This window comes from Streptomyces sp. NPDC033177 (genome assembly GCF_055577715.1).
In genome coordinates this window covers 769708-789850 of record NZ_JBVIPS010000001.1, presented here as the reverse complement: position 1 = coordinate 789850, position 20143 = coordinate 769708, and the positions used below count along the sequence as shown (strand labels likewise).

Sequence of the window (20143 nt, the reverse complement as noted above, 5' to 3'; positions counted from 1 at the left end):
CATGACGTCCTATCTGCTCACCCGCGTCCGGCAGTCCCTCATCACGCTCGTCCTCGTCAGCATGGTCGTCTTCGCCGGTATCCGCGCGCTGCCGGGCGACCCGGCGCTCGCGCTCGCCGGTGAGGAGCGCAGCCCCGAGGCGCTCGCCGCCATCCGCGACAGCTACGGCCTGAACGACAACATCGTCGTCCAGTACGGGCGGTTCATCGGCCATGCGATAACCGGCGACCTGGGGACCTCCTCACGCACCGGCCTCCCCGTCTCCGACGCGATCACCGCCGCCCTGCCCATCACCCTCGAACTCGCAGCCATCTCCCTGCTGTTGGCGGTCACGGTCGGCATCGGCGCGGGCATCGTCGCCGCCGTGCGACGCGGAAAGCCCGAGGAGTGGCTCGCCAACGCGCTCGCCCTCCTCGGGCTCTCCGTCCCCACCTTCTGGCTCGGCATGGTCCTGGTCCTCGGCTTCGCCATCGCCGTGCCGGTCTTCTCGGCCTCCGGATACGTGCCCTTCGGCACCGACCCGCTGGACAACCTGCGCCGCATGGTGCTGCCCGCGATCGTCCTCGGCTCGGGGCTCGCGGCCGTCGTGATGCGCCAGACGCGGGCGGCGATGCTCGACTCGCTCTCCGCCGACTACGTCCGTACCGCGCGGGCCAAAGGCCTGTCCCGGCGCGAGGTCATCGGCGGGCACGCGCTGCGCAACTCCCTGGTCACCGTCGTGACCGTGCTCGGACTCCAGCTCGGCCACCTGATCTCGGGCGCAGTCGTCACCGAGCAGATCTTCGTCCTGCCCGGCTTCGGCAAGCTCACCATCGATGCCGTCTTCACCCGCGACTACGCGACCCTGCAAGGCGTGGTGCTGTGCACCTCCGCCGCGTACATCTTCATCAACCTGCTGGTCGACGTGGCGTATTCGGTCATCGACCCGCGCATCCGGCTCGGAGGTGCCCGGTGACGACAGCGGTGCTCACACGACTGGGGCGGAAACGTTCTGCCGGAGCGGGCGGCGGCAGCGGCAAGCTGCGCGCCCTGCGCAGGAACAGACTCGCCATGACCGGCGGCGTCATCGCCGCCGTGTTCGTCCTCGCGGCGCTCCTCGCTCCGCTGGTCGCGCCGTACGACCCCGCGCGCCCCGACTTCGCCAACGCCCTTGCTGCGCCCGGCTGGTCGCACTGGCTCGGTACCGACGACCTCGGCCGCGACCAACTGTCCCGGGTCGTGTACGGGGCGCGGGCTTCCATGCAGGTGGGCGTGGTCGCGGTGGCGCTCGCGTTCGTCGTCGGGGTGCCGCTGGGCCTGCTCGCGGGCTACTACGGCAAGTTCACCGACAGCGTGGTCTCGCGGCTCACCGACACGATGCTGGCCTTCCCCTTCCTGGTGCTCGCCGTCGGGCTCGCCGCCGTGCTCGGCCCCTCGCTCACCAACGCCACCATCGCCATCGGGATCTCGCAGATCCCGGCCGTCATCCGCATCACCCGCGCGGAGACACTGCGGCTGCGGCACGTCGACTACGTGGCCGCCGCCGTCGCCAACGGAGGCGGTGACGCCACCGTCCTCTTCCGGCACATCCTGCCCAACGCCACCTCCGCGCTGACCGTCCAGGCGACCGTCGGCATCCCCGCCGCGATCATCGGGGAGGCGCTGCTCAGCTTCCTCGGCCTGGGCGTGCAGCCACCGGAGGCGTCGCTCGGCGTGATGCTCTCCGGCGCCCAGTCCTTCCTCGCGCCCGCGCCGTGGATGGCGGTCTTTCCCGGCCTCGCGATCGTCGCGGCCACCCTGGCGTTCAACCTGCTCGGCGACGGCCTGCGGGACGTCCTCGACCCCCGAGGAGCCACCCGATGAGCCACCCCGTCAGCAATCCCGTACTGAGCGTGCGCGACCTGTCGGTCTCCTTCCGCTCCGACACCCGCACCGTGCACGCCGTCGACCACCTGTCGTACGACGTCGCACCGGGCGAAGTGCTCGCCGTGGTCGGTGAGTCGGGATGCGGCAAGTCCGTCACCGCGATGGCCGTGATGGGGCTCCTGCCGCCCACCGCGCACATCGAGGGGTCGATCAGGCTCGGCGGCGCCGAGATCGCCGGAGCGAGCGAGAAGGAACTCGGCCGGGTCCGCGGCAAGGACATCGCGATGATCTTCCAGGAGCCCATGACCTCGCTCAACCCGGTCCTGACGATCGGCCGGCAGATAGGCGAGGTGCTCCGCCGCCACCAGGGCCTGTCGAGGAAGGAGGCACGCGCGCGTGCCATCGACCTCCTCGACCTGGTGGGCATCCCCGCCCCCAACCAGCGTGTCGACGAGTATCCGCACCAGCTCAGCGGTGGCATGCGGCAACGCGTCATGATCGCGATCGCCGTCGCCTGCGATCCGTCCGTCCTGATCGCCGACGAGCCGACCACCGCGCTCGACGTCACCGTCCAGGCGGGCATCCTCGAAGTCCTGCAGTCCCTGCGGGAACGGCTCGGCACAGCGATCGTGCTGATCACCCACGACCTGGGCGTGGTGGCCGACACCGCCGACCGTGTCCTGGTCATGTACGCGGGCCGCCCCGTCGAACAGGCGCCGGTGGACGAGTTGTTCGCCGAGCCGCGCCATCCGTACACCCGCGGTCTGCTCGGCGCGGTCCTTCGCCCCGGAGGCGAAGGCAAGCGGCGGCTGCCCGAGATCCCCGGCCTCGTGCCGAGCCTCGACACGCAACCGGACGCCTGTACCTTCGCCCCGCGCTGCGCGCACGCCGACGACCGGTGCACGACGGGCAGGCCCGGCTTCAAGGCGGTGTCACGGAACGCAGGTGCCGATGCCGCGCACCGGGCGGCCTGCTGGCACCCGCAGGACGCCGCCGTTCTCACGCCCACCATCCAGGAGGCCGGACAGTGATCCCCACGCAGACCCGCGAGAGCGATACGACGGCACCGGTGCTCGAACTGGTCGACCTGGAGCGGCACTTCGCCTCACCCGGTGGCTCCGTGCGCGCCGCCGACGGCGTCACGCTCACCGTCGGCAAGGGCGAAGTCGTCGGGCTGGTCGGCGAATCGGGGAGCGGCAAGTCGACCGTGGGGCGCTGTGCCGTACGGCTCGACGAACCCACCGGCGGCACGGTCCGTATCAACGGCACGGATGTGACCCGCCTTTCGCGCCGCGCCCTGCGGCCCCTCCGCAAAGACTTCCACCTCGTCTTCCAGGACCCCTCCTCCTCGCTCGACCCGCGCATGACCGTCGGGCAGATCATCGCCGAACCCCTGCGCCTGCACGGCCTCGCCAAGGGGGACGCGGCACGCGCGCGCGTGGCCGAACTCCTCGGCCAGGTCGGCCTGCGCCCCGAACACGCCGACCGGCACCCGCACGAACTCTCCGGCGGGCAGCGCCAGCGCATCTCCATCGCCCGCGCCCTCTCGGTCGACCCGGACCTCCTGGTGGCCGACGAACCCACGTCGGCCCTCGACGTCTCCGTGCAGGCCTCCGTCCTCAACCTCCTCGCCGACCTGCAGCGGGACCGTGGCTTCGGGTGCCTGTTCATCACGCACGACCTGGCCGCCGTGGAGTTCCTCGCCGACCGCATCGCGGTCATGTACCTCGGCCAGATCGTTGAACAGGCGCCGACCGCCGAGCTGTTCGCCGACCCCAAGCACCCCTACACGCAGGCGCTCCTGTCCGCCGCGCCCGTGCCCGACCCGGCGCTCCAGCGCACCCGCGAGCGCATCGTCCTCAGCGGTGAACTGCCGAGCCCGCTCGCCCCGCCGCAGGGGTGCCGTTTCCACACGCGCTGCCCGCTGGCGGTCGACCGCTGCCGCGTCGAGGTGCCGGAACTGCGCCTGCTTCCCGGAGAGGCGCTTCCCGGAGAGGGCGGGCGCGAGGTCTCCTGCCATCTGGTCGCCGACGACGGCACCGCTCCGGACGCGGCCGCCGCCCCGACCCTCCGTACGATCCCCAGTACCCGCACCGCACGCTAGGAGCAGCACTCTTGTTCACCACTAGGCCGACCCTGCAAGGCACCTTCGGCATGGTGTCCTCCACCCACTGGCTCGCCTCGCAGTCCGCGATGGCCGTCCTGGAGGACGGCGGCAATGCCTACGACGCGGCGGTCGCCGCCGGTTTCGTCCTGCACGTCGTCGAGCCGCACCTCAACGGCCCGGCGGGCGAGGTGCCGATCATCCTGGCTCCCGCCGACGGTGAGGTGCGGGTCCTGTGCGGGCAGGGCGTCGCGCCCGCCGGAGCGAGCGTGGACCACTACCGCTCGCTCGGCCTCGAACTGGTGCCGGGCACCGGTCCGCTCGCTGCCGCCGTGCCGGGCGCCTTCGATGCGTGGATGGTGCTCCTGCGCGACCACGGCACCAAGTCCCTGGCCGATGTCCTCAAGTACGCCATCGGGTACGCCGAGGACGGCCACGCGCCCGTGGAGCGCGTCGGCGAGACCGTCGAGACGGTGCGCGAACTCTTCGAGACCGAGTGGCCGTCGTCGGCCGAGATCTACCTGCCGGACGGCCAGGCCCCGCAGCCCGGCGAACTCCTGCGCAACCCCGCGCTCGCCGCGACCTGGCGCCGGGTGATCGAGGAGGCAGGCACCGGCTCTCGCGTCGAACAGATCGACGCCGCGCGCAGGATCTGGAGCGAGGGGTTCATCGCCGAGGCGCTGATCCGGCAGTCCGGCCGCCCCACGATCGACACCAGCGGATCCCGGCACACCGGAACGCTGACGGCAGCGGACCTCGCCGGCTGGGAGGCGACCTACGAGGCCCCGGCGACGTACGACTGGAACGGCTGGACGCTGTGCAAGGCGGGCGGCTGGAGCCAGGGCCCGGCCTTCCTCCAGCAGCTCGCCGTGCTCCCCTCGGCGCTCGCGGACCTGCCCGCCTACGGCTCGGCCGACTACGTCCACCTGCTGATCGAGGGCTGCAAGCTGGCGATGGCCGACCGCGAGGCCTGGTACGGCGACGCGGACGGCGCCGGCACGGTTCCTGTCGCCGACCTGCTGTCCGATGGGTACAACGAGGAGCGGCGCGCGCTCATCGGCGAGAAGGCGTCGCACGACCTGCGCCCCGGCAGCCCCGGCGGGCGTACCCCGAAGATATCCGCCCACGCGAGCGCCGTGGCCGCGGGCGAGCCCGGCTTCGACGCGCTCGGCCTGCCCGGAGCGGGAGCCGGTGAGCCGACCGTCGCCAAGAGCGGCACCTCACCGGTGCCCGGTGAACCGGCCGTCTCGGCGGACGGCGCCACCCGCGGCGACACCTGCCACCTGGACATCGTGGATCGCTGGGGCAACATGGTCGCGGCCACGCCGAGCGGCGGCTGGCTGCAGTCCAACCCGGTCGTCCCGGAGCTGGGCTTCCCGCTCGGCACCCGGCTCCAGATGGCCTGGCTGGAGGAGGGCCTGCCCAACTCCCTGACGCCAGGCCGCCGCCCGCGCACCACCCTGACACCGTCCCTCGCGCTCAAGGACGGCGTACCGGTGATGGCGTTCGGCACGCCCGGCGGGGACCAGCAGGACCAGTGGCAGGTGCACTTCTTCCTGGCGGTCGCGCTGCGCGACTCCGTACGCGGAGGCCTCGACCTCCAGGGCGCCATCGACGCCCCGAACTGGCACAACGACAGCTTCCCCGGCTCCTTCTACCCGCGCGGCATGCGTCCGGGCAGCGTCACGGTCGAGTCCCGCATGGACGAAGCGGTCATCGAGGAGCTGCGGCGGCGCGGGCACGACGTGACGGTGGGCGAGCCCTGGTCGGAGGGCCGGCTGTGCGCGGTGGCGCGGGACCCGCGGACCGGGGTCCTCTCGGCGGCGGCCAACCCGCGCGGGATGCAGGGGTACGCCGTGGGGCGGTGAGACGCCCGCCCCGGAAAGGCTCCGCCCGAGCCCGGCCGGAGCCTTTCCGGGGCGCGTGCCCTCAGCCCCGCGGTGCCCTCAGCCCCGCGGTGCCCTCAGGCCGGTGCGCGTGTGGGGCGGCGCACCAGCTCGCCGCCACAGTTCGGGCAGACATGCTGCATGCCGACGGCGCACGGCTCGCAGAACGTGCACTCGTAGGAGCAGATACGCGCCGGCGCGTCGAGAGGCAGGGCCGCCTTCTCGCAGCGCTCGCAACGGTCCCGCATCTCCAACGCCATCGTTCCTCCTGGATCGGACTCTTCGGAGCTTCATCTTCGACGGCGGTTTCGGCTTTGGAAGCAGGGTGGACGGCCAATGCTCGACATGATCGGGCCATGGCCGGGCCCCGGCGCCCACCCTGCGCCGGAATCAGGAACGGCCGCCCGTGCCCTGCCCGTCGAGCGAGTCCTCCGTGGCCGGGACCGGCTCCCGCTGAGGAGGCAGGGACACCGTGGCCGTGGCTTTGCGGCTGCGGGAGAGCCGTGCGGCCACCGGCTGCGCGAAGCGTGCGGTCAGCGGGCCGACGATCACCAGGATCAGGACGTACGCCGTGGCCAGCGGGCCGAGCGACGGCTCGATGCCCGCGGTGACGGCAAGACCCGCGATGACGATGGAGAACTCGCCGCGGGCCACAAGCGCGCCGCCCGCCCGCCACCGTCCCTTGACGGAGATCTTGGCGCGGCGGGCCGCCCAGTACCCGGTGGCGATCTTCGTGCACGCCGTCACGACGGCGAGCACGAGCGCGGGAAGCAGCACCGGCGGGATGCTCGCCGGATCGGTGTGCAGGCCGAAGAAGACGAAGAAGACGGCGGCGAACAGGTCCCGCAACGGCGCGAGGAGACTGTGCGCGCCCTCGGCGACCTCACCGGACAGCGCGATGCCGACCAGGAACGCGCCCACGGCGGCGGAGACCTGGAGCTGCTGCGCGATCCCGGCGACCAGGATGGTCAGACCGAGGACGACCAGGAGCAGCTTCTCGGGGTCGTCGCTCGACACGAAGCGCGAGATGACGCGGCCGTAGCGCACGGCGAGGAACAGGACCAGACCGGCGGCCCCGAGCGCGATGCCCAGGGTGAGACTGCCCGCGGCCCAGCCGACACCGGCCAACAGGGCGGTGATGATGGGCAGATACACCGCCATCGCCAGGTCTTCGAGGACCAGGATGCTGAGGATGACGGGTGTCTCGCGGTTGCCGAGGCGGCCCAGGTCGTTCAGGACCTTCGCGATGACGCCGGACGAGGAGATCCAGGTGACGCCCGCGAGCACGACGGCGGCCACCGGTCCCCAGCCCATCAGGAGCGCGGCGATGGCGCCCGGCACGGCGTTGAGCGCCATGTCGACGAGACCGGCCGGGTACTGCGTCTTGAGATTGCTGACCAGGTCGCTCGCGGTGTACTCGAGCCCCAGCATGAGCAGCAGCAGGATGACGCCGATCTCGGCGCCGATCGCCACGAACTCCTCACTGGCGCCCAGCGGAAGCAGCCCACCCTCGCCGAACGCGAGCCCGGCGAGCAGGTAGAGGGGAATGGGGGAGAAGCGGAACCGTCCGGCGAATCTGCCGAGCAGCCCGAGCGCGAGGATGATCGCGCCGAATTCGATCAGGAAGACAGCGGAGTGCATCGAATCACTCCCGCCCGAGTATCGCGGCGGCGCTTTCCACACCCTCGCGGGTGCCGATCACGATGAGGGTGTCCCCGCCCGCGAGGCGGAAGTCGGGCGCGGGCGACGGGATCGCCTCGGCCCTGCGCAGCACCGCCACGATGGACGCGCCGGTCTCGGTGCGCATCTGGGTCTCGCCGAGCACCCGTCCGTTCCAGTGCGAGGAGCCGGCCACCTCGATGCGCTCGGCGACCAGGCCGAGATCGGTGGTGTGCAGGAGGTTGGGGCTGTGGTGCGAGGGCATCAGCGCGTCGATCAGCGCGTCCGCCTCACCCGAGCTCAGTCGCAGCGAGAGCGCGCACTCGTCGGGGTCGTCGGCACGGTAGGCACTGAGGGTGCGCGCGCCGTCCCGGTGCGCGACGACCGAGACCCTGCGGTGTTCTCGGGTGGTCAGGTCGTACCGGATGCCGATGCCTGGGAGTGGCGTCTGGCTGAGACGTGAAGCGGACACAGCTCTTCCCCTAGTTGCTGATTGGCTGATGGGCGTCAATGCGGCGTTAAGGTCACCCTATCGGCCCGTTCTTTGCCAGAACTTGGTGGTAGAGGTCCCGCTCCGGGGTTAGGGCTGGTGTCCCGCCAGCACCGTCTCGACGGAATCGGCTTCCGCGGGCGACTTGTCCTCGCGGTAGCGGACGACGCGGGCGAAGCGGAGTGTGACGCCGGCCGGATAGCGGGTGGACTTCTGCAGACCGTCGTAGGCGATCTCGACGACGAGCTCCGGGCGTACGGTCACGACGAAGCCGTCGTCGCTGACCGCGAGCTCACGCAGCCGCTCGGTCTGCCAGCCGAGCATCACGTCGGTCATGCCCTTGAAGGTCTTCCCGAGCATGGCGAACGTCCCGTCCTCGCGCCGGGCACCCAGGTGCAGGTTGGACAGCTTGCCGGTCCGCCGGCCGTGCCCCCACTCGGCGGCGAGCACGACGAGGTCCAGGGTGTGCACCGGCTTGACCTTCAGCCAGCTCGCACCGCGGCGCCCGGCGATGTACGGGGCGTCGAGGGCCTTGAGCACGACGCCTTCGTGGCCACGGTGCAGCGTGTCGGCGAAGAACTCCTCCGCGGCGCCGATCTCCGCCGGGTCGGCGGGGTCCGCGACGACGGCGCGACGCACTCGCATCGGCTCCGGGACCAGCCGCGCCAGATGGGTGTGCCGCTCCGCGAACGGCAGGTCGAGCAGATCCTGTCCTCCGGCGTACAGGACGTCGAAGAAGACGGGGGACACGGGCAGTCCCGCGGCGGCGGTGGTGACGTCCAGGCGGGACCCGACGCGTCCGGCGATCTCCTGGAAGGGCCGGGGTCTGCCGTCACCGTCGAGCGCGATGACCTCGCCGTCGAGAATGAAGGTGTCGCCCGCCAACTCCAATGCGGCAGAGGTGAGTTCGGGCAACCGGTCGGTGATGTCGTCGAGGGTGCGGGTGTAGACGCGTACGTCATCTCCGTCCCGGTGGACCTGGACGCGGATGCCGTCCAGCTTCTCCTCGACGGCACACGGCCCGCCCAGCTTGCCGACGCCTTCGGTGACGGAGACGGCGCCGTGCGCGAGCATCGGAAGGACGGGCCGCCCGACGCTGAGCCGGAACTCCTCCACCGCGCCGGGCCCCCTCGCGAGGAGCGCTTCGGCGACCGGAGTCACCGCCCCCGCCAGCATCACCGCGCGGCGCACGGCGGCGGGCGGGGCCTCGGTGGCACGGGCGAGCCCCTCCACGGCGATGGCATCCAGCGCGCCCTGCCGCACCTCGCCCGTCAGCAGGCCGACAAGGAACCGCTGCTCCTCCGCGGTGGCCGCGCCCATCAACTCCGCCACAAGCCGCTTGCGCTCGGCCTGGGAGCCCTGCCCGGAGACGGCGCCGATGGCGCTCAGGGCCTGGTCCGTGGCCTGCACGGTGAGGCTGGGCTCGACGGCCGGCGCAGGCGCCTCCTTCAGGAGACTCCACCCGATGCCCAGCCTCCCCTGAGGGAGGCGCCCCGCGAGATACGGGATGACGATGGGGGCGTCGGCGGGCGTGGCCGCACGGAAGAGATCGGCGAGGAGCGCGATCTTCTGGGACCTGGCGGGGGTGGTGGCCACGGTGGCGGAAACGTGTGCGAGGCGGGCTAGGAGCATGCGTTCTCCTTTCCCCGGTCGTCGCCCTTCCTGAAACGCGGTGCAAGCAGCCTGTCCGGCGTCCGAGCGCGAACGCCTCGGATCTGGCGGGAGTGGCGCAGGTCACACATTTTGCCTCGTGTGTCGCGTAATGAATCACCTCTTACCGGACTCGAACAGGCACAGAAGAAAGCAGTGCGAGCAGCGGCAGCTGCGCCAGAACAGGAGTCCGATCATGGCCGTCACCCTTGAGCAGCCCGCCCGCGCCCGCCTGGTCACCCGCGACGGCCGCGAACGCGCGCTCCCCGTGACCCTGCGCTATGTGGCTGCCGATCCGCTGGCCGTGCAGATCGTCTTCCCTCCGGAGGCCTCCCTCGACGGCGCGGAAGTCACGTGGATCTTCGCCCGGCAGCTCCTGGAGGAGGGACTTCGCGCACCCGCAGGCGGCGGTGACGTGCACATCTGGCCGTGCGGGCGGGCGCGCACGGTCCTCGAGTTCCACGCGCCGCAGGGTCTGGCCCTGGTGCAGTTCGACAGAGCCGTGCTGCGGCGGTTCCTGCTCCGTGCGTATGCCGTCGTGGGGGCGGGTCGCGAGACCGAGGAGCTCGGCCTCGACCAGGATCTCGACCGGTTGCTGGGCGGCGTCTGAGCGGAGGCCCTCGGCTACGGGCCCTCCGAGAAGCGGTGGGCGCGCGCCGCTCGCCGCCGCCGGATCCCCAGCGTCGCACCCGCCACCAGAGCGGCCGACCCCGCGGTGAAGAAGAGCACCGTGGTCCATACCGGGCCGCCCGAGCCGATCATGTGGGCGGCGGGCTCGGCAGCGGGCGCGGGACCCTGCGCCGTGCCCCGCCTCTCGCTCTCGGGGACCAGCGAGCCGACCGGCCGTACATGCCCCGCCGCCTTGAACCCCCAGTCGAGCAGCGCCCTGGTCTCCTCGTACACGCGGTACCCGCCGCTCGCCTGAGGGTTCATCACCGACACGACGAGGGTGCGGCTGCCGCGCTGCGCCGCGCTGATGAGGGTGTTGCCCGCGTGGCTGGTGTAGCCGTTCTTGATGCCCAACAGGCCGGGGTAGCGGCCCACACCGTCAGCCCCGGTGAGCAGCCGGTTGGTGTTCTGGATGGGGTAGGACCAGCTGCCGTGCGGAAACTTGGCGATCGACGTCGAGCAGTACCGGGCGAACTGCGGGTCCGCGAGCCCCGCCCGGCCGAAGATCGCCAGGTCGTACGCCGAGGAGACCTGACCTGCCGCGTCGTATCCGTCGGGCGAGACCACATGGGTGTCGTGTGCGCCCAAGGCGCGAGCCTTCGCTCGCATCTGACGGACGGTCTGTTGCCAGCCGCCGTTGAGCTTGGCCAGCACGTGCACGGCGTCGTTGCCGGAACTGAGGAACACGCCGCGCCACAGGTCGGCGACGGTGTAGCTGCGCCCCGCCTCGACCCCCACCAGGCTGCTGCCGTCCCCGACCTCGGAGAGCTCGCTCTGGGTGACCCGGTGCCTGGCGACGGCATCGAGGTGGGGCAGGGCCGTCAGGGCGAAGAGCGACTTCAGGGTGGACGCGGGCGGCAGTTGACGGTGCGCGTTATGGGCGGCGAGCACTTCGCCCGAACGGGCGTCGGCCACCAGCCAGGAGAGCGCGGAGACGTCGCTCGGCACGGCCGGGGCCCCGGCATCGGGCCGCACCTGGACGCCGGGCCGGTCGAGGAGGTTCGAGGAGTACACGGGGCCCGGCTTGGGCGGCGTGGGCTCCTCGCCGGCCGCGGTGGCGGGTGTGGGCAGGAGGACCAGAGCGGCTGCCGCGAGGGCCGCGGTGCGGACGGATGAGGAGCGCGGGAGGTACCTGATGACCATTCAGTCACCGTACGAGCGAGGCCCGAAGCCCGCAGGTCAGCTTGGTCCTACTGGATGTACGGGACATCACGGCATGGACGCCCTGAAGACCACGGGCGGAAGCGCGGGCCGGTCACCACGACCACTGAACGACGAAGGCGCGGCCCGCCGGCGACCGCCGGTGTGCCGCGCCCTGTCGGTGCGCTTGACGCTACTTCGGCAGGTTCGCCTCGACCGCGGCGACGACCTCAGGGGCGTCGGGCTCGGTCTGCGGGGCGAACCGGGCCACCACTTCGCCGCCCGGGGAAACGAGGAACTTCTCGAAGTTCCAGCGAATGTCGCCGGTGTGGCCCTCGGCGTCCGCCGTGTCCACGAGCTTCTTGTACAGCGCGTGCCGGTCGTCGCCGTTCACGTCGACCTTCTCGGTCATCGGGAACGTCACGCCGTACGTCGCCGAACAGAACTCGGCGATCTCCTCGGACGTACCGGGCTCCTGGCCCATGAACTGGTTGCAGGGCACGCCGAGCACCGTGAAGCCACGCCCCGCGTACTTCTCCTGCAGGCGCTCCAGGCCCGCGTACTGCGGGGTGAGCCCACACTTGGAGGCGACATTGACGATCAGGACGGCCTTGCCCAGGTACTGGTCCAGGTTCGCCGGGCCGCCCTGCAGGCTTTCGATCTTTACCGCGTCATAGACAGACATGGTCCGGAGCCTACGCTCCGGCCGGCGCGCACCCGCGGGGAGACCGGCACAGTGCCTGCTACGGGCGCGGCTCCGTTGGCTCCGACAGCTCGGCGCGCCACTGACGCGGCCATTCTCCCGAGGGCGGGGGAGCCCCGCCGATGCCGAGGTCGCCGCGCGCGCTCTCGTAGAAGTGATCGCGTGCGGCGCTTGCTATCTGATGTGCTCGGGCCCAGTCGGTCGACGCGCTGACGCCCTCCCGTACGAGGAGCTCTATGGTCCACACGGCCTCATGCCACTTCCTGGCCGCCGCGATCGTGGCCGCGTCCCCGACCAGCAGCATCGCTTCCCACTCGGCCGCGCGATGGGACTCGGCCTCGGCCAGTTCGGTGAACCCGTGGCTCGGCTCCAGCGGATCGGTCACGTCCGTGTACCCCATGGCCGCACCGATGCGCTGAGCGATCCGGAGCTGCACCTTGAGGGCGTTCCCGTAGCGGATGTACGTCTCGAACCGCTTCTCGTCCCACCGTTCCAGCTTCTGGATCTTCCACTTGCGCCGCTCGGTCAGGCTCTGGGCCGCGTAGGACCCCACGGAGCCCACCACGACACCGATCAGTGCGGGCAGTTGGTCAGCAAGCGACATGGTCCCCCCTCGTCACTTCGAGGTTATCTTCGTCCGGTTCAGCTGACCCCGGGCGATCAGTTCGACGGTCGTGGCCACCGCGATCGTCTGGACCGCCATGAGGGCGATCAGGACGAACAGCTGCACCGCGCCCGCGAGGACCGGTGACGCGCCGCCAAGGAGCATGCCGACGAAGGCGCCGGGCAAGGTGACGAGGCCTACCGTGCGGGTCTGGTCGAGGCCGGGGAGCAGGGCGTCCGACGCGGCGGGACGGATCACCTCCAGGCGGGCGTCCCGGTCGAGCATGCCGAGGGCCAGGCCCGCCTCGAACTCGCCCTTGCGGAAGTGGAGTTCGTCCAGGGAGCGGCGCCCGCCGAGCACCGTAGCGGTCAGCGCGCCGCCGATCAGGATGCCCGTCACGGGGATCATGGCGATGCCCTTCACCGGCAGCAGGCCGGCCAGGGTCAGCGCCGCCACCACCGGGACGACAGGGACCGCGATCGGCAGCGCCGCCCACCACCAGGTGCCGTTGGAGGTGACGCGCCGCCCCGCCGTGCGTGCGGCGACGGCGAACATCAGGAGCAGGAAGGCGAAGAGCGCCACGACGTGGTGGATCACCCAGCCGATGACCAGGGACACCACTCCGAGCTGCACGGCCGCCCGCACCCCGGCCACCAGAATCTCCCGCGCCCTGCCGTACGTGCCGTCGGGGGAGAGGCGGAACACGGCGGCGGCCGTGGCGGCGACGAGCAGCAGGACGAGGAGCACCACGCCGAGCGTCGCGTTGACCGGCAGCAGGGCCTGAGCAGCGAGATCACGCACCCGCCCACCCTAGGACTCATTCGGCAGCACGCCGCGCCGGTGATCGGAACTCGTGCGGCCGGGGTCGTCGCGAGCGGGCCCGGTCTGTGAGGATGCGGGGAGGAACATGTGCTGCCTGACGAGCAAGTGACGCCGGGAGCAAGACCGGAAGAAAGAAGGGCTGACCTCATGGCGCAGCAGGTACAGGGCGTGATCGCGCGCGCGAAGGGCGAGCCGGTACGGATCGAGACGATCGTCGTGCCGGACCCGGGGCCCGGGGAAGCCGTGGTGAAGGTGCAGGCCTGCGGGGTCTGTCACACCGACCTGCACTACCGCGAGGGCGGCATCAACGACGACTTCCCCTTTCTGCTCGGCCACGAGGCGGCGGGCGTCGTGGAGGCGGTCGGCGACGGCGTCACGGAGGTCGCGCCCGGCGACTTCGTGATCCTCAACTGGCGTGCGGTGTGCGGCCAGTGCCGTGCGTGCCTGCGGGGCCGCCCCCAGTACTGCTTCGACACGCACAACGCCAAGCAGAAGATGACCCTCCTGGACGGCACCGAGCTGTCGCCCGCGCTCGGCATCGGGGCCTTCGCGGAGAAGACCCTCGTCGCCGCCGGGCAGTGCACCAAGGTCGACCCGGCCGCCTCGCCCGCCGCGGCCGGACTCCTCGGCTGCGGGGTCATGGCCGGTATCGGCGCCGCCATCAACACCGGCAACGTGGGGCGCGGTGACTCGGTCGCCGTCATCGGCTGCGGTGGCGTGGGCAACGCGGCGGTCGTGGGCGCGCGCCTCGCCGGAGCCGCGAAGATCATCGCCGTCGACATCGACGACAAGAAGCTCGAGACCGCGAAGAGCCTCGGCGCCACGCACACCGTCAACTCCCGTTCGGCGGACCCGATCGAGGCGGTCCGTGAGCTGACCGACGGCAACGGCGCCGACGTCGTCATCGAGGCGGTCGGCCGCCCGGAGACGTACGAACAGGCCTTCTACGCCCGTGACTTGGCGGGCACGGTCGTCCTGGTCGGTGTGCCGACCCCGGACATGCGGATCGACCTGCCGCTCCTCGACGTCTTCGGGCGTGGCGGCGCGCTCAAGTCGAGCTGGTACGGCGACTGCCTGCCCTCACGTGACTTCCCGATGCTCATCGACCTCTACCGGCAGGGGCGCCTCGACCTGGACGCGTTCGTCACGGAGACGATCGCCCTGGCCGACGTGGAGAAGGCGTTCGAGCGCATGCACCATGGGGACGTCCTGCGTTCGGTGGTGGTCCTCTGATGGCCGCGCGCATCGATCACCTGGTCACCTCGGGCACGTTCTCCCTCGACGGAGGCACCTGGGACGTCGACAACAACGTATGGATCGTGGGGGACGACAGCGAGGTCGTCGTCATCGACGCGGCCCACGACGCGGACGCCATCGCGGCGGCGGTCGGCGAGCGCCGGGTCGTCGCGATCGTGTGCACGCACGCCCACGACGACCACATCGACGCGGCCCCGGCGCTCGCCGCCCGTACGGGCGCGCCGATCCTGCTGCACCCCGCCGACGCGGAGCTGTGGAAGCAGACCCACCCCGACCGCGCCCCCGACGGCGAGCTGTCCGACGGGCAGGAACTCACCGTGGCGGGCGTGGAGTTGAAGGTCCTGCACACCCCGGGGCACTGCCTGGGCGCCGTCAGCCTGCACGCGCCCGCCCTTGCCACGGTCTTCACCGGCGACACGCTCTTCGCGGGTGGCCCCGGAGCGACGGGCCGGTCGTTCAGCGACTTCCCGACGATCGTCGACTCGATCAGGGACCGCCTCCTCACACTGCCCCCCGAGACGGTGGTGCGGACCGGACACGGTGACAGCACGACCGTCGGCGCCGAGGCGCCGCACCTTCAGGAGTGGATCGCCCGCGGTCACTGACCGTACGACCCGCATCTGTTCGGCCCCGCGTGGTTCACCGCGCGGGGCCTTTCGCGTACTGGCCCTGCCCCGCGATCTCCGATAAGTTAGGCAAGGCTTACCTAATGGAGGTTTAAGGATGGGTGTCCGTCACGCCAGCACGACCGTGCCCACTGCAGCGGCACGTGCTCGCTCACTGCTCACCACCGCTTGGTCCTGCGCGGTGACCACGGAGATCGGCAGGGATGAACTCGTCGGCGCGCACAGCGTCACGCCGGAGGGCATCCTCCTGCTGTCGCCGCCCCCGGACAGCGCGCTGGCCACGGCGATGATCTGCGCGCCGCGCGGCGAACCGTCCACGCTGGTCGAGTTCGCCGACGTCGCCCCCGTACCGGTCAGGGACCGGATCCGGGCCCGGTTGTGGCTCTCGGGATCACTGGTACCCGACGGGGAGGGATTCATCTTCGCGCCGACCTGCGCCGTGCTGCACGACTCGGCAGGCGGCCGCGTCGGCATCGACCTCGACGAACTCGCCCTGGCCGCCCCCGACCCGCTGGCCGAGGCGGAGGCGCGGCTGCTCACCCACCTCGCCGACGCGCACGAGGACGCCGTCGAGCAGCTGACCAGGCTCGTGTGCGCGGACAGCCTGCACGGCGTCGTACGCGTACGCCCGCTCGCCATCGACCGCTACGCCCTGACGCTGCGCCTGGAGAAGGCACGCAGCCAGGCGGACGTCCGGCTCGACTTCGACGAGCCCGTCGAAGACCTCGCCCAGGTGACCGAACGCATGCACGTCCTGCTCACCAAAGCCCGGCACCTGCGCCGCCCCCTACTGCGCCCCACGCCCCCCGACGCCTGAATTCGCCGATTTCATGGACCGCAGCGCGAGCACGAGCACACCGATGTCATCGAGAAACACCGGGTCAGGCAGCAGATCGGCCGGCAGGACGAGATAGGCGACCGCCCCCCAGAACACCCACTGGCGCTCGACCGGCAGCCCCGCCGCGCGCAGGGTGCGCCGCGTGCGGACCATACGTACGAGCAGCGCGATCGCGACCGCAAGGGTCGCGACCACCAGAATCGCGCCGCCGACAAGGAGGACCGTGACTTCCGTGCTCATCAGACCCTGACCTCCGTCCTGACACTTCCTGCGATGTCCTGTGCGGGCACTCGGCCCAGGCTATGGGTACCCGCGGGGCGCCGCGCGAACATCCCGCAGCGCTTTCGCGTGACGGACTTCCTGCCTTCCGGTGACGGACCATGGAGACTGGCTTCACAGCATCACCGCCAGCTCCTCGAACTCCTTCCCGGAAAGGCAGAGATGAGCCAGATGAGCCAGACGCTGCTCACGGCAGGGCGGGTTCTGACAGGGCCGCGTGGCCAGTACGTCACAGACGGCGCCGTACTGACGCAGGGCGCCGACATCGTCGCCGCGGGCGCCCGCGCCGAGGTCGAGCCGCTGGCACGCGGCGTGTCGCGGCGGTACGCACTGCCCGACGCCACAGTGCTGCCCGGCCTCATCGACGCCCACGTCCACCTGGTCTTCGATGCGAGCAAGGACCCCGTGGCGGTCCTGGACGCGCACAGCGACACCACGCTCATGGCGGCCATGGAGGAGCGGGCGCTGCAGTTCCTGCGCAGCGGCGTCACCACCGTGCGCGACCTGGGTGACCGCGGCCGCCTCACCCTGCGCCTGCGCGAGGAGATCGCCGCCTCCCGGGTGCCCGGACCGCGCATCGTCGCCGCCACGACACCGCTCACCACCAAGGGCGGCCACTGCTGGTTCCTCGGCGGTGAGGTCGAGGGCGAGAGCGAGATGCGGGCCCTGGTCCGGCGCAACGCCGAGCTCGGCGCGGACGTCATCAAGGTCATGGCCACCGGCGGTGGCCTCACCCAGGGCGGCCCCGCCACCTGGCAGGCACAGTTCGACGCCCCCGAGCTGCGTGTGATCGTCCGTGAGGCGCACCGGGCGGGACTGCCGGTCGCCGCCCACGGGCACGGGACGGCGGGAATCGTGGCCGCCGTGATGGCCGGCGTCGACACCATCGAGCACTGCACCTGGATGACGCGCAAAGGGTTCGACCTGCGTGAGGACGTCCTGGACGCCATCGTCGACAAGGGCATCCGGATCTGCCCGACGATCAGCCCGAACTGGCGGATGCTGCCCATGTTCTTCGGCGCCGAGCGGGCCAAGGCGATGTTCGACCAGGTCCGCACGATGGCGGAGCACGGCGCGCGGCTGATCGCGGGGACGGACGCGGGAGTCCAGCGCGCGGGCTGTGACGGCCTGGCCCAGAGCCTCGGCTTCTACCAGCACCTGGGGATCGAGCCTCACCGCGTCATCGACATGGCGACCACCGAGGCCGCCGACGCCCTGGGCATCGCCGACCATGTCGGACGCCTGGCCGCGGGCTTTCGCGCCGACCTGATCGCGGTGCACGGCGACCCGCTCGCGGACGTGGTGGCCCTCGGGGATGTACGGCTGATCATGGCGAACGGCAAGATGGTGGACCATGAGTGAAAGAGCCTCACACCCCATATCCCCCGTCCAGGCGCTGATCGTGGTCGACATGCAGACCGCCTTCGTCACGGGCGAGACCGCCGTCCCCGAAGCCGCCCGGGTCCTCGACCGGACGACCGACCTGATCACCCGGGCCCGTGCCGCCGGCGCCCTGGTGGTCCAGCTGCAGAACGACGGCGAGCCGGGGTCCGACGACGAACCGGGCACCCCCGGCTGGGAGATCTACCTGCCGGTGGACGCCGACCGCGGCGAGGTGGCCATCCGCAAGACCGTCGACGACGGCTTCGAGGGGACCCAGCTGCGTGAACTCCTCATCGAATCCGGCGTGAGCGACCTCGCCATCTGCGGTGTGATGTCCGAGATGTGCGTGTCGGCGACCGCGCGTACGGCCCTCGAGCTGGACTTCCGTGTGGTCCTTCCGCACGACGCGCACGCGACGCAGGACATCCCCGCCGCCGAGGGCATCAGCGACGTGATCCCGGCGGCGACGGTGTCCCGGGTCGCCGAATGGGCCCTCGGCGACGAGGTCGAGGTCGTCGCGAGGGCCCAGGACGTCGGTTTCACCAAGCCGTAGGCCAGGCGGTGACCGGGGATCAGCGGGCGGTGTACGCGCCGTCCACCAGGTGGTAGCTGCCGTGGATGAACGAGGCCCGCTCCGAGAGCAGGAACACGATCAGCTCGGCGACCTCCTCGGAGTGACCGAGGCGGCCCGCCGGGTGCAGGGAGACGAGCGCGTCGTACGCCTCCTTGTCCATGTTCTGCAGGAGCGGCGTCTCGATGAAGCCGGGGCCGACCGCGTTCACGCGGATGCCCTTCGCGGCGTACTCGGCGGCGACCGTCTTGGTGAGGCCGACGACGCCGTGCTTGGCGGCGACGTAGGCGGGGGAGCCCGCGAAGCCGACGGAGCCGAGGATCGAGGCGACGTTCACGATGGCGCCCGCGCCGGCGGCCTCCAGGACCGGGAGTTCGTAGCGCATCGAGTAGAAGACGCCGTCGAGGTTGGTGCGTATGACGCGGTTGTAGACGTCGATGTCGTACGCGCCCGTCGGCTTGCTCTCCCCGCCGATGCCCGCGTTGTTGACCGCGAGGTCGAGCCCGCCGAACGTGTCCACGGCGGACTGCACCGCTGCCTCGACCGAAGCGGGCTCGGTGACGTCCACGGCCACCGCGGCGGCCTTGACGCCCTCCGCGAGAAGCTGGGCGGCGGCCTTCTCGGCGCCCTCGGCGTTGTAGTCGGCGATGACGACATTCGCGCCGCCCGCACCCAGGCGGCGGGCGGTGGCCAGGCCGATGCCGGAGGCGGCGCCCGTGACCAGGGCGGTCTTGCCGGCGAACTCGGTGGCGTAGTCGGGGACGAGGGCGGTCGCGGGAGTGGTGGGGGTGGTGGGGGTGGTGGGGGTGGTGCTCATGGTGCTCTTCACTTTCCTCATCCGATGTGCGGGGCGGCGCTTGCTGCCTCCCCGGTCAAGACGGCGTAGGCCTGCTCCACATGTGCGGCGAGGTCTGCGTCGTTGGCGTGCCCGCCGCGCGCCCAGCTGCGCAGGGCGGCGGTCAGCACTCCGGCGGCGGCACCGACGACGACGGCAGGACGCTGGTCCCGGGCGGGGTCGGTGCCGAGCCGGTCGGCGATGATCCGGACGGACTCGTCCTGGGCGTCGACCCGGACGCGTTCGTACGCGGCGAACAGCGCGGGCTCCGTGTCGACGAGCGCGAGCAGCGCCCGCCGCCGGGCCCGGCGGTGCGGGCCGGGGGAGTCCGGGTCGGCGAGCCAGTCCTGCACCGCCGCGCGATAGGCGGCCAGCGGGGGCTCGTCGGCGGGGCGGGTGAGCAGGGCCGCGTTGATGCGGTCGCCGTCGGCGCGGGTGAAGTCGAGCGCCGCCGCCTCCTTGCCGCCGAAGTAGCGGCTGAAGGTGCGGCGCGTGACGTCGGCGCGCTCGGCGACGGCTTCCACGGTGACGGCAGCGAGGCCGTGCTCCAGGATCAGGTCGATGGCCGCGTCGGCGAGCGCCTCCCGGGTCTGCCGGGCCTTGCGCTGCCTGCGGTCCTCGCCGCCCGGGTCCGTGGCCGGGGCTCCCGAACCGGACTCCTTCGCCTTGTTCATGTCTTCGACTGTACACCCGTCATGTCCCACTGGGACACCTGTCCCGACGGGACTTTACGGGACTCCATGGGGCGCGCGCGGGGCGCGGCCGACAGCCGGATGTGCGGG

Annotated in this window: 22 protein-coding genes; 11 read left to right on the top strand and 11 right to left on the bottom strand. The window is 71.5% G+C overall.

Annotated elements, in window-relative coordinates; genetic code table 11:
* The first annotated feature begins 1 nt into the window (after position 1).
* The 5 genes from ACZ5U5_RS03565 to ACZ5U5_RS03545 all read left to right on the top strand — a co-directional run bounded on the left by ACZ5U5_RS03565 (position 2) and on the right by ACZ5U5_RS03545 (position 5817).
* On the top strand, positions 2-955 hold the full coding sequence (locus ACZ5U5_RS03565) for an ABC transporter permease (RefSeq protein WP_469016914.1): 954 nt from the start codon (positions 2-4) through the stop codon (positions 953-955).
* Positions 956-1020: 65 nt separating this feature from the next.
* Positions 1021-1842, top strand: coding sequence for an ABC transporter permease (locus ACZ5U5_RS03560; RefSeq protein WP_469016911.1), 822 nt, complete (start codon positions 1021-1023; stop codon positions 1840-1842).
* Complete coding sequence (locus ACZ5U5_RS03555) at positions 1839-2876, top strand: ABC transporter ATP-binding protein (RefSeq protein ID WP_469015693.1); 1038 nt, start codon at positions 1839-1841, stop codon at positions 2874-2876. Before ACZ5U5_RS03560 ends, ACZ5U5_RS03555 begins: the two co-directional genes overlap by 4 nt.
* Complete coding sequence (locus ACZ5U5_RS03550; protein WP_469015690.1) at positions 2873-3949, top strand: ABC transporter ATP-binding protein; 1077 nt, start codon at positions 2873-2875, stop codon at positions 3947-3949. The genes ACZ5U5_RS03555 and ACZ5U5_RS03550 overlap by 4 nt, the downstream gene beginning before the upstream one ends.
* An 11-nt stretch (positions 3950-3960) precedes the next feature.
* Positions 3961-5817: a gamma-glutamyltransferase family protein gene (locus tag ACZ5U5_RS03545; RefSeq protein ID WP_469015688.1), complete on the top strand. Its 1857-nt coding sequence runs from the start codon at positions 3961-3963 to the stop codon at positions 5815-5817.
* 95 nt (positions 5818-5912) lie between these two features.
* Here ACZ5U5_RS03545 and ACZ5U5_RS03540 read toward each other — a convergent pair whose 3' ends face one another.
* From ACZ5U5_RS03540 to ACZ5U5_RS03525, 4 genes are all read right to left on the bottom strand, one after another.
* The gene (locus ACZ5U5_RS03540) at positions 5913-6095 is read right to left on the bottom strand and encodes a DUF1272 domain-containing protein (protein WP_363308458.1); all 183 of its coding nucleotides are present in this window, start codon (positions 6093-6095) and stop codon (positions 5913-5915) included.
* 130 nt (positions 6096-6225) lie between these two features.
* The gene (locus ACZ5U5_RS03535) at positions 6226-7476 is read right to left on the bottom strand and encodes a cation:proton antiporter (protein ID WP_469015686.1); all 1251 of its coding nucleotides are present in this window, start codon (positions 7474-7476) and stop codon (positions 6226-6228) included.
* 4 nt (positions 7477-7480) lie between these two features.
* Positions 7481-7966: a cation:proton antiporter regulatory subunit gene (locus tag ACZ5U5_RS03530; protein ID WP_469015683.1), complete on the bottom strand. Its 486-nt coding sequence runs from the start codon at positions 7964-7966 to the stop codon at positions 7481-7483.
* A gap of 108 nt (positions 7967-8074) precedes the next feature.
* Entirely contained in the window at positions 8075-9616 is a 1542-nt protein-coding gene (locus ACZ5U5_RS03525; protein WP_469015681.1) for an ATP-dependent DNA ligase, read from the bottom strand.
* Positions 9617-9830: 214 nt separating this feature from the next.
* Here ACZ5U5_RS03525 and ACZ5U5_RS03520 point away from each other — a divergent pair, with 214 nt between their 5' ends.
* Positions 9831-10244 carry an SsgA family sporulation/cell division regulator gene (locus ACZ5U5_RS03520; RefSeq protein ID WP_469015678.1) on the top strand — a complete coding sequence of 138 codons (414 nt, stop codon included), beginning with the start codon at positions 9831-9833 and terminating at the stop codon, positions 10242-10244.
* A 14-nt stretch (positions 10245-10258) separates the two neighbouring features.
* Here the strand turns inward: ACZ5U5_RS03520 and ACZ5U5_RS03515 are convergent, their stop codons facing one another.
* The 4 genes from ACZ5U5_RS03515 to ACZ5U5_RS03500 all read right to left on the bottom strand — a co-directional run bounded on the left by ACZ5U5_RS03515 (position 10259) and on the right by ACZ5U5_RS03500 (position 13551).
* Positions 10259-11446 carry a D-alanyl-D-alanine carboxypeptidase family protein gene (locus ACZ5U5_RS03515; RefSeq protein ID WP_469015676.1) on the bottom strand — a complete coding sequence of 396 codons (1188 nt, stop codon included), beginning with the start codon at positions 11444-11446 and terminating at the stop codon, positions 10259-10261.
* A gap of 190 nt (positions 11447-11636) precedes the next feature.
* Positions 11637-12128, bottom strand: a complete 492-nt coding sequence (locus tag ACZ5U5_RS03510; protein WP_469015673.1) for a glutathione peroxidase — start codon at positions 12126-12128, stop codon at positions 11637-11639.
* A 58-nt stretch (positions 12129-12186) separates the two neighbouring features.
* A complete protein-coding gene (locus ACZ5U5_RS03505) occupies positions 12187-12750 on the bottom strand; it encodes a hypothetical protein (RefSeq protein WP_469015671.1) in 564 nt (187 codons plus the stop codon).
* A 12-nt stretch (positions 12751-12762) separates the two neighbouring features.
* Complete coding sequence (locus ACZ5U5_RS03500; RefSeq protein ID WP_469015669.1) at positions 12763-13551, bottom strand: ABC transporter permease; 789 nt, start codon at positions 13549-13551, stop codon at positions 12763-12765.
* Between the two features lie 168 nt (positions 13552-13719).
* On the opposite strand from ACZ5U5_RS03500, the gene ACZ5U5_RS03495 reads away from it, so the two are divergent.
* From ACZ5U5_RS03495 to ACZ5U5_RS03485, 3 genes are all read left to right on the top strand, one after another.
* On the top strand, positions 13720-14805 hold the full coding sequence (locus ACZ5U5_RS03495; protein WP_469015667.1) for an S-(hydroxymethyl)mycothiol dehydrogenase: 1086 nt from the start codon (positions 13720-13722) through the stop codon (positions 14803-14805).
* A complete protein-coding gene (locus tag ACZ5U5_RS03490; RefSeq protein WP_469015665.1) occupies positions 14805-15434 on the top strand; it encodes an MBL fold metallo-hydrolase in 630 nt (209 codons plus the stop codon). Before ACZ5U5_RS03495 ends, ACZ5U5_RS03490 begins: the two co-directional genes overlap by 1 nt.
* Before the next feature lie 118 nt (positions 15435-15552).
* Positions 15553-16272 (top strand): DUF2470 domain-containing protein, encoded by a 720-nt coding sequence (locus tag ACZ5U5_RS03485; RefSeq protein ID WP_469015662.1) that lies wholly within the window; start codon positions 15553-15555, stop codon positions 16270-16272.
* On the opposite strand, the gene ACZ5U5_RS03480 is transcribed toward ACZ5U5_RS03485, so the two are convergent.
* Complete coding sequence (locus tag ACZ5U5_RS03480; RefSeq protein ID WP_469015660.1) at positions 16243-16533, bottom strand: YkvA family protein; 291 nt, start codon at positions 16531-16533, stop codon at positions 16243-16245. The two genes, ACZ5U5_RS03485 and ACZ5U5_RS03480, sit on opposite strands and share 30 nt — an antisense overlap.
* A 210-nt stretch (positions 16534-16743) precedes the next feature.
* On the opposite strand from ACZ5U5_RS03480, the gene ACZ5U5_RS03475 reads away from it, so the two are divergent.
* The gene (locus tag ACZ5U5_RS03475; protein WP_469015658.1) at positions 16744-17934 is read left to right on the top strand and encodes an amidohydrolase family protein; all 1191 of its coding nucleotides are present in this window, start codon (positions 16744-16746) and stop codon (positions 17932-17934) included.
* Positions 17927-18508: an isochorismatase family protein gene (locus tag ACZ5U5_RS03470; protein ID WP_469015655.1), complete on the top strand. Its 582-nt coding sequence runs from the start codon at positions 17927-17929 to the stop codon at positions 18506-18508. Before ACZ5U5_RS03475 ends, ACZ5U5_RS03470 begins: the two co-directional genes overlap by 8 nt.
* A gap of 19 nt (positions 18509-18527) precedes the next feature.
* Here ACZ5U5_RS03470 and ACZ5U5_RS03465 read toward each other — a convergent pair whose 3' ends face one another.
* Both ACZ5U5_RS03465 and ACZ5U5_RS03460 read right to left on the bottom strand, forming a co-directional pair.
* Positions 18528-19343 carry an SDR family NAD(P)-dependent oxidoreductase gene (locus tag ACZ5U5_RS03465; RefSeq protein ID WP_469015653.1) on the bottom strand — a complete coding sequence of 272 codons (816 nt, stop codon included), beginning with the start codon at positions 19341-19343 and terminating at the stop codon, positions 18528-18530.
* Between the two features lie 17 nt (positions 19344-19360).
* Positions 19361-20035, bottom strand: a complete 675-nt coding sequence (locus ACZ5U5_RS03460; protein WP_469015650.1) for a TetR/AcrR family transcriptional regulator — start codon at positions 20033-20035, stop codon at positions 19361-19363.
* Positions 20036-20143: the final 108 nt, after the last annotated feature.

Bases quoted from the DNA above. Each gene is read 5' to 3' on its own strand.
- ACZ5U5_RS03505 (WP_469015671.1), bottom strand. From the start codon at position 12,750: ATGTCGCTTGCTGACCAACTGCCCGCACTGATCGGTGTCGTGGTGGGC.
- ACZ5U5_RS03470 (WP_469015655.1), top strand. From the start codon at position 17,927: ATGAGTGAAAGAGCCTCACACCCCATATCCCCCGTCCAGGCGCTGATC.
- ACZ5U5_RS03475 (WP_469015658.1), top strand. From the start codon at position 16,744: ATGAGCCAGACGCTGCTCACGGCAGGGCGGGTTCTGACAGGGCCGCGT.
- ACZ5U5_RS03535 (WP_469015686.1), bottom strand. From the start codon at position 7,476: ATGCACTCCGCTGTCTTCCTGATCGAATTCGGCGCGATCATCCTCGCG.
- ACZ5U5_RS03490 (WP_469015665.1), top strand. From the start codon at position 14,805: ATGGCCGCGCGCATCGATCACCTGGTCACCTCGGGCACGTTCTCCCTC.
- ACZ5U5_RS03515 (WP_469015676.1), bottom strand. From the start codon at position 11,446: ATGGTCATCAGGTACCTCCCGCGCTCCTCATCCGTCCGCACCGCGGCC.
- ACZ5U5_RS03460 (WP_469015650.1), bottom strand. From the start codon at position 20,035: ATGAACAAGGCGAAGGAGTCCGGTTCGGGAGCCCCGGCCACGGACCCG.
- ACZ5U5_RS03485 (WP_469015662.1), top strand. From the start codon at position 15,553: ATGGGTGTCCGTCACGCCAGCACGACCGTGCCCACTGCAGCGGCACGT.
- ACZ5U5_RS03525 (WP_469015681.1), bottom strand. From the start codon at position 9,616: ATGCTCCTAGCCCGCCTCGCACACGTTTCCGCCACCGTGGCCACCACC.
- ACZ5U5_RS03555 (WP_469015693.1), top strand. From the start codon at position 1,839: ATGAGCCACCCCGTCAGCAATCCCGTACTGAGCGTGCGCGACCTGTCG.
- ACZ5U5_RS03520 (WP_469015678.1), top strand. From the start codon at position 9,831: ATGGCCGTCACCCTTGAGCAGCCCGCCCGCGCCCGCCTGGTCACCCGC.
- ACZ5U5_RS03465 (WP_469015653.1), bottom strand. From the start codon at position 19,343: ATGAGCACCACCCCCACCACCCCCACCACCCCCACCACTCCCGCGACC.
- ACZ5U5_RS03480 (WP_469015660.1), bottom strand. From the start codon at position 16,533: ATGAGCACGGAAGTCACGGTCCTCCTTGTCGGCGGCGCGATTCTGGTG.
- ACZ5U5_RS03540 (WP_363308458.1), bottom strand. From the start codon at position 6,095: ATGGCGTTGGAGATGCGGGACCGTTGCGAGCGCTGCGAGAAGGCGGCC.
- ACZ5U5_RS03495 (WP_469015667.1), top strand. From the start codon at position 13,720: ATGGCGCAGCAGGTACAGGGCGTGATCGCGCGCGCGAAGGGCGAGCCG.
- ACZ5U5_RS03565 (WP_469016914.1), top strand. From the start codon at position 2: ATGACGTCCTATCTGCTCACCCGCGTCCGGCAGTCCCTCATCACGCTC.
- ACZ5U5_RS03510 (WP_469015673.1), bottom strand. From the start codon at position 12,128: ATGTCTGTCTATGACGCGGTAAAGATCGAAAGCCTGCAGGGCGGCCCG.